Source organism: Pseudomonas fluvialis, from assembly GCF_014207935.1.
In the GTDB taxonomy this organism is placed as follows: domain Bacteria; phylum Pseudomonadota; class Gammaproteobacteria; order Pseudomonadales; family Pseudomonadaceae; genus Aquipseudomonas; species Aquipseudomonas fluvialis_A.
In genome coordinates this window covers 187,654-200,431 of the sequence record NZ_JACHLL010000003.1, presented here as the reverse complement: position 1 = coordinate 200,431, position 12,778 = coordinate 187,654, and the positions used below count along the sequence as shown (strand labels likewise).

Here is a 12,778-nt window from a genome sequence, read left to right as displayed (position 1 = left end):
TCTGCCTGCGCCCGACCGCCTGACCGCGGCCGGGCGTTTGCTTTTTCTGGAGTGAGCATGAGTCTGGAGACGTTGCCGGCCCCCGAGCAGCACAGCTGGCTGGAAGATGTGCAGGCGCTGCTCAGCGCCACGCTGCTGATTGCCCTGGCGATCAACCTGTACAAGGGTGCCGGTCTGTTGACCGGCGGCACGGCCGGTCTGGGCTTTCTGCTCAGTTACCTGACGCCGCTGTCCTTTGGTGTAGGGTATTTTCTGATCAATCTGCCGTTCTATGTGCTGGCCTGGCGGCGCATGGGCTGGCGTTTTACCTTGCGCACCCTGTGTGCGGTCAGTCTGGTCGCGCTGTTTGCTGATCTGGGCAGCCGCTGGGTGCGTTTCGAGGCGCTGCAGCCGCTGTATGCGGCGGTGCTGGGGGGTATTCTGATGGGCATCGGCATGCTCATCCTCTTTCGTCATCGTGCCAGTCTGGGTGGGGTCAACCTGCTCGTGCTGTACCTGCAGGACCGTCATGGCTGGCGGGCCGGCAAGGTGCAGATGGCCATTGATTGCCTGATTCTGCTGGCTGCCCTGGCAGCGCTGAGCTGGCAGGCGATTGGCATTTCCGTGCTGGGTGCGGTGGTGCTCAATCTGGTGCTGGCCTTCAACCACAAGGCCGGCCGTTACACGGCGATCAGCTGAAAAAACGCCTTCCGGGGTCGCTGGCGACAGCGCCTTGGCTTAAGATGGCCGGCTTCATTGCCAGCCCTCCGTGAACAGGGATCAATCATGAGCTGTGATTTTCTCGCCTTGGCCCAGCCGGGCGTACAAAAGCTGTCGCCCTATGTGCCTGGCAAACCGGTGGATGAACTGGCGCGCGAGCTCAATCTCGATCCGGCCGGTATCGTCAAGTTGGCCAGTAACGAGAACCCGCTGGGCCCCAGCAGTCAGGTGCTATCGGCCATTCAGGGGGCCTTGCCGGAGCTGACCCGTTACCCCGACGGTAATGGCTTCGAGCTCAAGCAGGCGCTGGCGGTGCGCTATGACGTGACGGCCGCTCAGGTGACCCTAGGCAACGGCTCTAACGATATTCTCGATCTGGTGGCGCGGGCCTACCTGGCGCCGGGCCTGAATGCCGTGTTCAGTCAGTTCGCCTTTGCCGTCTATCCGATTGCGACTCAGGCGGTGGGTGCCGAAGGCCGTGCCGTTCCTGCCAAGGCCTATGGCCATGACCTGCCGGCCATGCTGGCCGCCATCGATGCCAACACCCGCGTGGTCTTTCTCGCCAACCCGAACAACCCAACCGGCACCTGGTTCGACAGTCAGGCGCTGGAAGCTTTCCTGAGCGCAGTGCCGGAGCAGGTGCTGGTGGTGCTGGATGAGGCTTATATCGAGTACGTAGAAGCCGGCGACAACCTGCCGGACGGCGTGCAGTTTCTCGCGCGTTTTCCCAATCTGCTGGTCTCGCGCACCTTCTCCAAGGCCTATGGCCTGGCGGCGTTGCGCGTAGGCTATGCGCTGTCCTCGGCGCAGATTGCCGATGTGCTCAATCGCGTGCGTCAGCCTTTCAACGTCAATAGCCTGGCCCTGACGGCGGCGGTGGCGGCGCTGGCCGATACCGACTATCTGGAGGCCGGGCGCGCCCTCAACAGCGCCGGCATGCGTCAGCTGGAGCAGGGCCTGGCGGCTCTGGGGCTGAGCTGGATTGCTAGCAAGGGCAACTTCATTGCGGTGGATTTCGCGCGCGACGCGGCACCGATCAACCAGGCGCTGCTGCAGGCGGGGGTGATCGTGCGGCCGGTGGCGGGCTACGGCATGCCGACCTTCCTGCGTGTATCGATCGGAACCGAAGCGGAAAATGCCCGCTTCCTCGCCGTGCTTGGGCAGGTGCTTGCCCGTGACTGAGCCGATGGCTGCGGTGATCAAGCCGCTGGAGCGGCTGGTGGTGATCGGTCTTGGCCTGATTGGCGGCTCGTTTGCCAAGGGCATGCGCGAGGCGGGTCTGTTTCGCGAAGTGGTCGGCGTTGATCTGGATGCCGAGTCCTGCCGTCTGGCGGTCGAGCTGGGTGTGGTCGACCGCTGTGAGTCCGATCTGGCAGCGGCCTGTGTCGGCGCCAGTGTCATTCAGCTGGCCGTGCCGATTCTCGCCATGGAGAAGCTGCTGGTCAGTCTGGGCCGCTTACCGCTGGGAGAAACGGTACTGACGGATGTGGGCAGCGCCAAGGGCAATATCCTGCGTGCCGCCCGTCGTGAGCTGGCGCAGCAGTTGCCACGCTTCGTGCCCGGCCATCCGATTGCCGGCTCCGAGCAGAGTGGTGTCGAGGCTGCCAAGGGCAATCTGTTCCGCCGTCACAAGGTGATTCTCACGCCTCACGAAACCTGCGAACCTGCTGCCGTGGAGCTCGTTGATCAGCTCTGGCGGGCGCTGGGTGCCGATGTGGAGCATATGCAGGTGGAACACCATGACGAGGTCCTTGCGGCCACCAGTCACCTGCCGCATCTGCTGGCTTTCGGGCTGGTCGACTCGCTGGCCAAACGCAGTGAAAATCTGGAAATTTTCCGTTATGCCGCCGGCGGCTTCCGTGATTTCACGCGGATTGCCGGCAGCGACCCGTTGATGTGGCATGACATCTTCCTCGCCAATCGCGAGGCTGTGCTGCACATCCTCGATGACTTCCGTGACGATCTCGATGCGCTGCGCAACGCGGTCGACACACAAGATGGGCATCATCTGCTGGGCGTGTTTACCCGCGCCCGCGTGGCCCGTGAACACTTCAGCAAAATCCTGGCCCGCCGGGCCTATGTGGACGCTATGCACAATACCGACCTGATTTATCTGGCCATGCCGGGTGGCAAAGTTTCCGGCCGTATCCGCGTACCGGGCGACAAGTCCATTTCCCACCGCTCGATCATGCTCGGCTCGCTGGCTGAGGGAACCACTGAGGTGGAAGGCTTTCTGGAGGGTGAAGACGCGCTGGCCACCCTGCAGGCTTTTCGCGACATGGGTGTGGTGATCGAGGGGCCGCATCACGGTCGTGTGACCATTCATGGTGTCGGCCTGCATGGTCTGCAGCCTCCGCCCGGTCCGCTCTATCTGGGTAACTCCGGTACGTCCATGCGCCTGCTCTCGGGTCTGCTGGCGGCGCAGCCGTTCGATACCACCCTGACCGGTGATGCCTCGCTGTCCAAGCGCCCGATGAACCGTGTGGCCAAGCCGCTGCGCGAGATGGGCGCGGTGATCGAGACTGGGCCGGAAGGGCGGCCGCCGCTGCAGATCAAGGGCGGTCAGCGCCTGACCGGCATGGATTACGAAATGCCAATGGCCAGTGCTCAGGTCAAGTCCTGTCTGCTGCTGGCTGGCCTGTACGCGGCGGGGCAGACCTCCGTGACCGAGCCGGCGCCGACCCGTGATCACACCGAGCGTATGCTGCAAGGCTTCGGCTATCCCGTGACGGTTGATGGCAATGTCGCCACCGTCGAATCTGGCCATAAGCTGAGCGCCTGCCATATCGAAGTGCCGGCGGATATTTCTTCAGCAGCCTTCTTCCTGGTGGCGGCGAGCATTGCCGAAGGCTCCGAGCTGGTGCTGGAGCATGTTGGTATCAACCCGACCCGTACCGGCGTGATCGACATCCTCAAGCTGATGGGGGCCGACATTGCTCTGGAAAATCAGCGCGAAGTCGGTGGCGAGCCGGTGGCGGACCTGCGCGTGCGCTCGGCCAAGCTTAAGGGCATCGATATTCCCGAGGATCTGGTGCCGCTGGCCATCGATGAGTTCCCGGTGCTGTTCGTGGCGGCGGCCTGTGCCGAAGGGCGTACCGTACTGCGTGGTGCTGAAGAACTGCGCGTCAAGGAGTCCGACCGTATCCAGGTGATGGCCGATGGTCTGCAGGCGCTGGGCGTGAAAGCCGAGCCGACGCCGGATGGCATCATCATCGACGGTGGTCCCATGGGTGGCGGTGAGGTGATCAGTCATGGCGATCACCGCATCGCCATGTCCTTCAGCGTGGCCTCCCTGCGTGCCAGTGCGCCGATCCGCATCCATGATTGCGCCAACGTCGCCACGTCGTTCCCCAATTTCCTCGGTCTGGCCGCGCAGGTCGGCATTCGTGTGGCCGAGGAGGGCAAGTGATGAGTCTGGCCACGGTCATCACCCTCGACGGCCCGAGCGGCTCGGGTAAGGGCACCATCGCCGGCCTGCTGGCCGCCAAGCTGGGCTGGAAGCTGCTGGACTCCGGTGCTCTGTACCGGCTGCTGGCCTTTGCCGCCGGCAATCACGGCATCGATCTGACCAATGAGGAAGCACTGAAGACCCTGGCCGCCCATCTGGACGTGCAGTTCGTCGACAAGCGGATCATTCTCGAGGGCGAGGAGGTTACTGACGCCATCCGCAACGAGCAGGTTGGTGCTGGCGCTTCCATGGTCGCCTCGCTGCCGGCCGTGCGCGAGGCGCTGCTGCAGCGTCAGCGGGCCTTCCGCGAGGCGCCGGGTCTGGTGGCCGACGGCCGCGACATGGGAACGGTGGTGTTTCCCGATGCGCCGCTGAAGGTCTTTCTGACCGCCAGTGCCGAGGAACGTGCCCGTCGCCGCTATCATCAGTTGAAAGGCAAGGGTGAAGATGTTAGCCTGCCGAGTCTGCTAGACGAGATTCGTGCGCGCGATGAGCGAGACATGCAACGTGCAGTGGCCCCGCTCAAGCCCGCCCTCGATGCCATCCAGCTGGATTCGACCGAAATGTCGATCGATCAGGTGCTGGAAAGAATCCTCGATGAGGTTGCGCGCCGCGACCTCATTGTGTGACCAAGAAGCCGTCAGGGGACCAGTCATAGTCCTGTCGGCCTCTTTTATATGAACGTACCCATATTGTCTGGAATATGGTTTGGGCAGATTTCCTGCCCTTGATCAACAGGAATCAACATGAGCGAAAGCTTTGCAGAACTTTTTGAAGAAAGCCTGAAATCCCTCGACATGCAGCCGGGTGCCATCATCACCGGCATCGTGGTCGACATCGACGGTGACTGGGTCACCGTGCATGCTGGCCTGAAATCCGAGGGCGTCATCCCGGTCGAGCAGTTCTACAACGAACAAGGCGAGCTGACCATCAAGGTTGGTGACGAGGTCCACGTTGCTCTGGACGCGGTTGAAGATGGCTTCGGTGAAACCAAGCTGTCCCGCGAGAAAGCCAAGCGCGCTGAATCCTGGATTGTTCTGGAAGCAGCTTTCACTGCTGAAGAAGTGGTCAAGGGCGTTATCAACGGTAAGGTCAAGGGTGGTTTCACCGTTGACGTTAACGGCATTCGCGCGTTCCTGCCGGGCTCCCTGGTTGACGTGCGTCCGGTGCGTGATACCACTCACCTGGAAGGCAAAGAGCTCGAGTTCAAGGTCATCAAGCTGGACCAGAAGCGCAACAACGTTGTCGTTTCCCGCCGCAGCGTGCTGGAAGCCGAGAACAGCGCCGAGCGCGAAGCTCTGCTGGAGTCCCTGCAGGAAGGCCAGCAGGTCAAAGGTATCGTCAAGAACCTCACCGACTACGGTGCGTTCGTTGACCTGGGTGGCGTCGATGGTCTGCTGCACATCACCGATATGGCCTGGAAGCGTATCAAGCATCCGTCGGAAATCGTCAACGTTGGCGACGAGATCGATGTCAAGGTTCTGAAGTTCGACCGCGAGCGCAACCGCGTCTCCCTGGGTCTGAAGCAACTGGGCGAAGACCCATGGGTTGCCATCAAGGCCCGTTACCCGGAAAACACCCGTGTTACCGCCAAAGTCACCAACCTGACCGACTACGGCTGCTTCGCCGAGCTGGAAGAGGGCGTGGAAGGTCTGGTGCACGTTTCCGAAATGGATTGGACCAATAAGAACATCCACCCGTCCAAAGTCGTTCAGGTTGGCGACGAAGTGGAAGTTATGGTTCTGGATATCGACGAAGAGCGTCGTCGTATCTCCCTGGGTATCAAGCAGTGCAAATCCAACCCGTGGGAAGATTTCTCCAGCCGCTTCAACAAGGGCGACAAGATCTCCGGTACCATCAAGTCGATCACTGACTTCGGTATCTTCATCGGTCTGGAAGGCGGCATCGACGGTCTGGTTCACCTGTCCGACATCTCCTGGAACGAAGTGGGCGAAGACGCCGTACGTCGTTTCAAGAAGGGCGATGACCTGGAAACCGTCATCCTCTCCGTTGATCCGGAGCGTGAGCGCATTTCCCTCGGCATCAAGCAGATGGAAGATGATCCGTTCTCCAACTACGTCAGCATCAATGACAAGGGCGCGATCATTCGCGGCATCGTCAAGGAAGTTGACGCCAAGGGTGCCATCATCACCCTGGTCGATGACGTAGAAGCTGTTCTGAAAGCCTCCGAAATCAGCCGTGACCGCGTTGAAGACGCTCGTAACGTGCTGAAGGAAGGCGACGAAGTCGAAGCCAAGATCATCAGCGTCGACCGTAAGTCGCGCGTTATCTCCCTGTCCGTGAAGTCGAAAGACGTGGACGACGAGAAAGACGCCATGAAAGAACTGCGCAAGCAGGAAGTTGAAAGCACCGGTCCGACCACCATTGGTGATCTGATCCGTGCTCAGATGGAGAATCAGGGCTAATCACCCCGATCTTGCATCAGAAAAAGGGCGACTTCGGTCGCCCTTTTTTGTGGGTAAAGCAAGCAGTCACTGGATGGGCTGTTCAAAGCGATTGGGTCATGCTAAAAACACTTGAAGCTGATCTAGCCGCTTGAATAAAAAGGGAAAACCATGACCAAGTCGGAGTTGATCGAGAGGATCGTAACCCACCAGGGGCAGCTTTCCTCCAAGGATGTCGAGCTTGCTATCAAGACCATGCTCGAGCAGATGTCGCAGGCGCTATCGACCGGCGATCGCATCGAGATCCGTGGTTTCGGCAGCTTCTCTCTGCACTTCCGTGCGCCGCGTGTCGGGCGCAATCCCAAGACGGGCCAGTCTGTGACCCTCGATGGCAAGTTCGTGCCGCATTTCAAGCCGGGGAAGGAGCTGCGGGATCGAGTTAACGAGTGATTGCTATGTAACTGGGCCAGGGTTGGCAAAATGATGGGAATCGGCCGCATGAGGGCTGCTCATGTGGCTTTTTGCTTTTTAGGGAGACTGCCTTGATAAATCTGGGAGTTCTTGGCTTTCGTCGCTTTTGTATCCTGCTCATCGTCTTCTTGTGTTCGAGTGCAGTCCTCTACTTCGCCTTGTCGCCGGAGGTGGCTAGGCGAGAATATGTTTCTGTTTTTTTGGTGGGGAAACGTTCTATCGATACTCCGATAGATAAGCCTGAACAGCTTGCTGAATATGCCCGGCTGAAATTGCTTCCAACTATTGGCGAGGAGATCATGGGGGAGCAGTGGGGTAATATTCAGGTTGTCTTTACTAATAAGCCTGGTAGTCGTTTCATTCGCATTATTACGCGTGCCGATGAGGGGTATGAAGATAAGATTGAAAAGATGCATCAAGATTTGCTGAAGGCTTTGTTGAGTCACCAAGAACAGCATTTGCTCGTGATTCGGAAAAATTTGGTGAATGTCGTAGGATTAGAGCAGAAGCGCCTAGATTTTGGTGGTGCGTCTTTGAGTGGTCAGCAGAGAGCTGATATCAAGGCGAATATATATTATGTTACGGCGCAGTTGAATAATCTGGAGCCTTCCGAGATTGTAGAGCGCTTCTCTAGCGAGGGTATTGATAAGCTTGGTGCTAGGCCGGTGCGTGTATTGTTTTCGCTGCTGCTGGCGTTTCTCTTTATTTTTCTTTTGGTATTTCTATATGTGCTCTTGAGCGCACGTATAGATACGGTTTCTGTGGAAGATTTCAGATGAGTGTGTTGGCTGATTATCTGGTTTCGGTTGTTGTTCCCACGCATAATCGTTCAATTTATGCGATTTCCTGTGTCAAGAGTCTTTTGGCGATTGAGTCAGACAGGCTGCAGGTGATTGTTCACGATACCAGTACAGACGATTGCCGTTTACGTACTTGGGTTGCAACTGTGAACGACAGTCGCTTGCTTTATCGGCACTGCGCCGAGCGGCTATCGATGACGGATAATCATGAGCGGGCACTTGAGTATGCCAGGGGTGAATATGTCTGCTTGATTGGCGACGATGATTCGGTTTCTTCGTTGATCTTGGACGTCGCTGAGTACGCCAGAGGTCGGACGGTTGACTGTATCACTCCGCAGGTCAAGGCAGCTTATTCCTGGCCAGACTTCCGCACGAACCTGTTGGGTGCTGCACACGCGGGACGTTTATATCTGGAGGCGTTCACCGGCAAATCTCGCTGGGTCGATTCCAGTCAGGCGCTTGAAGGCCTTCTTTTGCGAGCGGGGCAGGGCACTGATGGCTTGCCGAAGCTCTATCATGGCCTGGTGCGCCGGGAGTTGATTCAGCGGGTTGTGCTCGCCAATGGGCGGCTTTTCTGGGGGACAAGCCCCGATATGTCAGCCGCGGTTGCCTTGGCGCTGGCTACGGAAAAATTCCTCCTGCTGGATATTCCTTTCACCCTGCCTGGTGCCTCCGGGGGGAGCAATACTGGAAGAAGTGCGTTGAAGTCGCACAAGGGTGATCTGCGCACTGATGAACACATGCGGCCGTTCAAAAACCTGCGCTGGCCCGAACATATTCCGCATTTTTTCTCGGTTGAAACTGTCTGGTCTCATGCCGCCTGGGAGACTCTTGTAGCCTGCGGGCGTGAGGATTTGCTGGATCGTTTCAATTGGCCGCGCCTGTATGCATTGGCGCTGTTCAATCACAGGGAATATCGCAAGGCGATCATGCAGGCTGCCCAGGCTAACTCCGGCGGGGGCGTGATGAGGAGCATTGCATCCTTGCCTTTGATTTCCTGGGAGTGGCTCTGGGGGAAGCTCCAACGGCTTGCTCATCCCAGCGCTAGCAATGGGCGTGAGGTGCTAGGGGTTTTCTCTGGTGTGGATGAGGCAAGGTGTTGTCTCGATGCTCGTATTGGTGCGGTCGCTCGAGCTCATTTGAATGGCAAGTGATCTCCCTTGGTCTGCGGTTAGTCCTGAGTGGCTGGTCTCAGCGAGACGCGGCCTTTTTTACATTTTCCCGCTCTTGGTTGTGCTGGGGAATCTGGAGTTATGGCTGGCAGGCAGCTCCATAACGCTGCCTGTGGCGCTTTTGCCTGTGGCGCTTCTTTGCGCTTTTGATTTTTGTTCGCCGCGGCGGCTGTGTTTTTCCTGGCGAGCACTGATCTTCTTCTCTCTGTCCTGTGCAATCTTGCTCGCCGGGTTGATTTCTTCGCTGGCTGTCGAGTGGGTTTCCTTGAAAAGGAACCTAGTCAGCCTTTTGCCGATAGGAGGCATGCTTGCTGTCCAGTATGTCTTTCGCGATCTTTTTGCCCCTATAAGTGTAAGGAAGCCTCTGCTGATAGCCGCGATGATGCTTTCGTTAAGCATCATCGCTTGTTCATTGTGGAAGTTGCTGCCGATTCTCTTTGAGGCAGGGTGGGCCGAGATGACGGCCAGCAAAGGGGAAATCGCTACTGCCCTAGGGGGGTCGAATCTGCTTGCGGTATTTATTGTTTTCTTTGTGCCGTTTGCCTGGGTGCATGCACGTTGGGTATGGGGCGGGCTCTTGGTGGCGTTGCTGGTCACTCTGTCTAAGTTCGGTTTGTTTTTCTTCATGCTGGCGACGGTGATCACGGTCTTGTCGAGAAGGGTTAATTTCTATTTCCTGCTTAGTATTGTTGGTGTCGGCATGTTGTTCGCTTGGCTGCTGCTCATGTGTCTGCCAGGCGAATATCTTCAGAAAATGGAGTTCGTGCCGGGGCTTGGTAGCCTAGTTGCACGCATCAATCTCTGGCGGCTCGGCTGGGATTTGCTCAGTACTAATTTACTGTATGGCTGGGGGCCTGGAGGTTTTACCAGTTATCAGGAATTGATGCTCTGGACCCGAGCGGAGTGGGGAGTTCATAACTTTATTCTGGCGCGCTGGATTGAGTTTGGGCTGTTGGGGTTATTTTTTTATATTTTGATGATCCTGCTTTCATTTCGTTGGACTTCTCCGCTTCTGCCGGCAGAGGATCGACTGCTGAAAGTTTCAATCTTTGTAACGCTATTGTATGCACTGTTCGAGAATGTCATCGGTGTGGCTGCTTTCGAGCTGCTGTTTGCCTACGGGCTGTGCTTGTTGGCGGCAAGGCGCTCATCTGCACATGAAGAATAGTTTCAACTGGGGTTTTGCCCTCAGCTTTGTCGGGAAGCTGGTATATGCTCTGGCCAGTTTTGTGCAAATTCCTCTTTTTTCTCATCTGCTGGGGAGGGAAAGTGTAGGTCTCGTGGGTTTCTTCAGTTCGCTGCAGGTAGTCATCATGCTGCTCGAGGCAGGCATGAGCAGTGCATTGATTAGGCAGATAGCGTTCTACAAAGGCTCGTTCAGGAAGGGCTATACGCGCGGTGTTCGCTATCTGGATTCACTATTGATCTCCAATCTGATTGCGGCCTCGCTACTGGGGATGCTGATCGCCTTGATCCTGTATGGTCTGTCCCCCCTTTTGGCGAGCCAGTGGCTGACGAGTTCGCAGTTGCCAGTTTCGGATCTGTCTGGGGCTATTGCTCTAATGGGGGCGTTTATTGGGCTGAACTTCCCGGTATTCCTTCTACAGGCTGCGTTACAAGGGCATGAGCGGCATCTGGCGTTGAATGCCTTGTATATTGTTTATTCGTTGGTGAGGGTATTCGGGGTCGCTTTTTACATATGGTTGAGCGACGGAGGGATTGTCGATCTTTTTCTCGGCTTTCTGATCGTGCAACTGGCCTACCTCGCCCTGTTACTGTGGGGTTATTTCTTGCGTCCGCAACCCTTTTTCGGCTTCAGGCCTGGAACGGCGTATCTGCAGAGAAGTCTTGCCTTCTCGGTAAAAGTGCTGGCCCTCTCGGCTTCGTCTGCCGTGATATTGCAGTACGACAAGCTTTATTTGAGTGCGGCTCTGCCACTTGCCGAGTTCTCCGACTATGCGGTTGCTTCGGCTCTTGCCGGCGGGGCCTACATTTTCTCGTCTGCACTGCAGGCCGTCCTCTTTCCCCGCTTTTCCATGCTGATGGCGCAGGGCGATAGGCGCGAGATTTCCCGCATCTTTGTCTTCAGTGTCTGGGGTGGCGCGCTGCTGGTGACAGGGTTGGCTAGCTGGTCAGCTTTTCATGTGGCAATTCCCTTGCGTATGATCTTGCCCGACGATCTGGCGGCGCCCGTGGGGGGGCTGCTTCCTGTGTTGTTCCTTGGGTCTCTGCTCCAGTCGATTCAGTGCATTCCATTTGCCATGCTCTTGGCCAGTGGGCGGCTTCGTTTCGTCTCGGTTATGAATTGGGTCGCAGTGCCTCTGCTATTGCTGGCGGTGCCGCTGCTCTATGGGTGGCAGGGAGTGCCGGGAGTCGCTTGGGTGTGGCTTGTCTACAACCTTTGTACTCTGGTTCTGCTCTACCGCTATGTTTTGAGCAGCGATTTGATAATTTGGCGATGCCGTATTCAAGGGGCTGTCTGCTTGCTGCTGTATGCACTGTGTTGTCTGCTATTCAGCGGGCTGTTCTCGCTATATGATCCTGCCGCCCTCGGAGAGGTAAGGGCCCTGTTGATGGCTGCTCTGCCCTTGTCGCTCATGGGGGGGATGGCTGTGCTGATGACGGTGTTCGTGCATAAAAAGGGATATTTACAGTGAGTCGCAGCAACAAGTCATTGTTGGTTTCCTGCGTGCGCGATGCCAGTTGTGCCAGCGGAGGGGGGATTGCCAAGGTGGTTGTCCCCTTGCAGGCCCAGCTAGCTCAGATGGAAACGGAGTTTGAGCCGTGGGTGATCTCGCAGGTTGGCAGTCAGCAACTCTCGAGCCATGAGGTCGACTTTGACCATGCCGCTCAAATAAGTTACAGGGATTTCCCTCTCCGGCTGTTCCACATTCATGGCCTCTGGACGCCTTTCGAACTCCAATGTGCGCGTCTGGCCAGGCGGCATGGCGCCAAGTTAGTCTTCAGCCCCCACGGCATGCTGGAGCCTTGGGCCTTCCGTCACAAGGTCGTGAAGAAGTTGCTGGCCTGGCATCTTTATCAGCGGAGGCTGCTGGGCCAGGCCGACTTGCTGGTGGTCAACTCTCATCAGGAGTACCTGGGCGTTCGTGCGCGAGGTCTGGGAAATCCTGTGGCGGTCATTCCCAATGCGGTCGATCCTACAGGGCTAGAACTGGGACTGCCGCGCCAGGTAAATGAGCGGCGGCGTGTGCTTTTCCTGTCCCGGATCGCTCCGGTCAAAGGCCTCGACGATTTGCTCGAGGCCTGGTCCAGGCTGCCCGCAGGGCATTCGTTCGAACTCTGTATCGCCGGTGCACCTGACCCAGGTTCGAATTATCTGCAGATAATGCAGGAAAAAGCCGCGTCGTTAGGGCTTGGTGAGAGCGTCCGGTTTGTTGGGCCTTTGCACGGTCCTGCGAAGTGGGCGGCCTATCAACAGGCTGATCTTTTCGTTCTGCCGTCACGTGGGGAAAATTTCGGCATAGTGGTTGCGGAGGCCATGATGGCCGGACTGCCAGTCATCACGACCAGCGCAACGCCATGGTCCGTCCTACGTGAGCAGGGCATGGGCTGGATGGTGGACAACTCCGTGCAGTCATTGGCCGAGGCCTTGGGCGAGGCTTTGACACTGGCTCCGCAGGAATTGCTGGCTATGGGCAGCCTGGCCAGGGCCTACGCGCAGCGTTATTCGTGGCAAGAGGTGGCGGCTCTCTACCAGAGTACTTATCAATGGCTTTTGCAGCAGGCAGTTCCCAAGCCTGACTGGATCTACCTGGAGTAGTC

Annotated in this window: 11 protein-coding genes; all 11 read left to right on the top strand. The window is 57.7% G+C overall.

Annotated elements, in window-relative coordinates:
* Positions 1-57 precede the first annotated feature (57 nt).
* The 11 genes from HNP49_RS09920 (at position 58) to HNP49_RS09870 (ending at position 12,776) form a co-directional block, all read left to right on the top strand.
* Positions 58-678 carry a YitT family protein gene (locus HNP49_RS09920; RefSeq protein ID WP_184682830.1) on the top strand — a complete coding sequence of 207 codons (621 nt, stop codon included), beginning with the start codon at positions 58-60 and terminating at the stop codon, positions 676-678.
* Between the two features lie 87 nt (positions 679-765).
* The gene (gene hisC, locus HNP49_RS09915) at positions 766-1,881 is read left to right on the top strand and encodes a histidinol-phosphate transaminase (protein WP_184682829.1); all 1,116 of its coding nucleotides are present in this window, start codon (positions 766-768) and stop codon (positions 1,879-1,881) included.
* Between the two features lie 4 nt (positions 1,882-1,885).
* The gene (locus tag HNP49_RS09910; RefSeq protein ID WP_184683437.1) at positions 1,886-4,108 is read left to right on the top strand and encodes a bifunctional prephenate dehydrogenase/3-phosphoshikimate 1-carboxyvinyltransferase; all 2,223 of its coding nucleotides are present in this window, start codon (positions 1,886-1,888) and stop codon (positions 4,106-4,108) included.
* Entirely contained in the window at positions 4,108-4,776 is a 669-nt protein-coding gene (gene cmk, locus HNP49_RS09905) for a (d)CMP kinase (RefSeq protein WP_184682827.1), read from the top strand. The genes HNP49_RS09910 and cmk overlap by 1 nt, the downstream gene beginning before the upstream one ends.
* Before the next feature lie 117 nt (positions 4,777-4,893).
* Positions 4,894-6,573, top strand: a complete 1,680-nt coding sequence (gene rpsA / locus HNP49_RS09900; protein WP_184682825.1) for a 30S ribosomal protein S1 — start codon at positions 4,894-4,896, stop codon at positions 6,571-6,573.
* A 150-nt stretch (positions 6,574-6,723) separates the two neighbouring features.
* The gene (gene ihfB / locus HNP49_RS09895; RefSeq protein ID WP_184682823.1) at positions 6,724-7,002 is read left to right on the top strand and encodes an integration host factor subunit beta; all 279 of its coding nucleotides are present in this window, start codon (positions 6,724-6,726) and stop codon (positions 7,000-7,002) included.
* Positions 7,003-7,094: 92 nt separating this feature from the next.
* A complete protein-coding gene (locus tag HNP49_RS09890; protein ID WP_184682822.1) occupies positions 7,095-7,802 on the top strand; it encodes a hypothetical protein in 708 nt (235 codons plus the stop codon).
* Positions 7,799-8,977, top strand: coding sequence for a glycosyltransferase (locus tag HNP49_RS09885; RefSeq protein WP_184682820.1), 1,179 nt, complete (start codon positions 7,799-7,801; stop codon positions 8,975-8,977). Before HNP49_RS09890 ends, HNP49_RS09885 begins: the two co-directional genes overlap by 4 nt.
* On the top strand, positions 8,967-10,163 hold the full coding sequence (locus tag HNP49_RS09880) for an O-antigen ligase (RefSeq protein ID WP_184682818.1): 1,197 nt from the start codon (positions 8,967-8,969) through the stop codon (positions 10,161-10,163). Before HNP49_RS09885 ends, HNP49_RS09880 begins: the two co-directional genes overlap by 11 nt.
* Positions 10,153-11,652 carry a lipopolysaccharide biosynthesis protein gene (locus HNP49_RS09875; RefSeq protein WP_184682817.1) on the top strand — a complete coding sequence of 500 codons (1,500 nt, stop codon included), beginning with the start codon at positions 10,153-10,155 and terminating at the stop codon, positions 11,650-11,652. The genes HNP49_RS09880 and HNP49_RS09875 overlap by 11 nt, the downstream gene beginning before the upstream one ends.
* Positions 11,649-12,776 carry a glycosyltransferase gene (locus HNP49_RS09870; protein WP_184682815.1) on the top strand — a complete coding sequence of 376 codons (1,128 nt, stop codon included), beginning with the start codon at positions 11,649-11,651 and terminating at the stop codon, positions 12,774-12,776. The genes HNP49_RS09875 and HNP49_RS09870 overlap by 4 nt, the downstream gene beginning before the upstream one ends.
* The last annotated feature ends 2 nt before the right edge of the window (positions 12,777-12,778 follow it).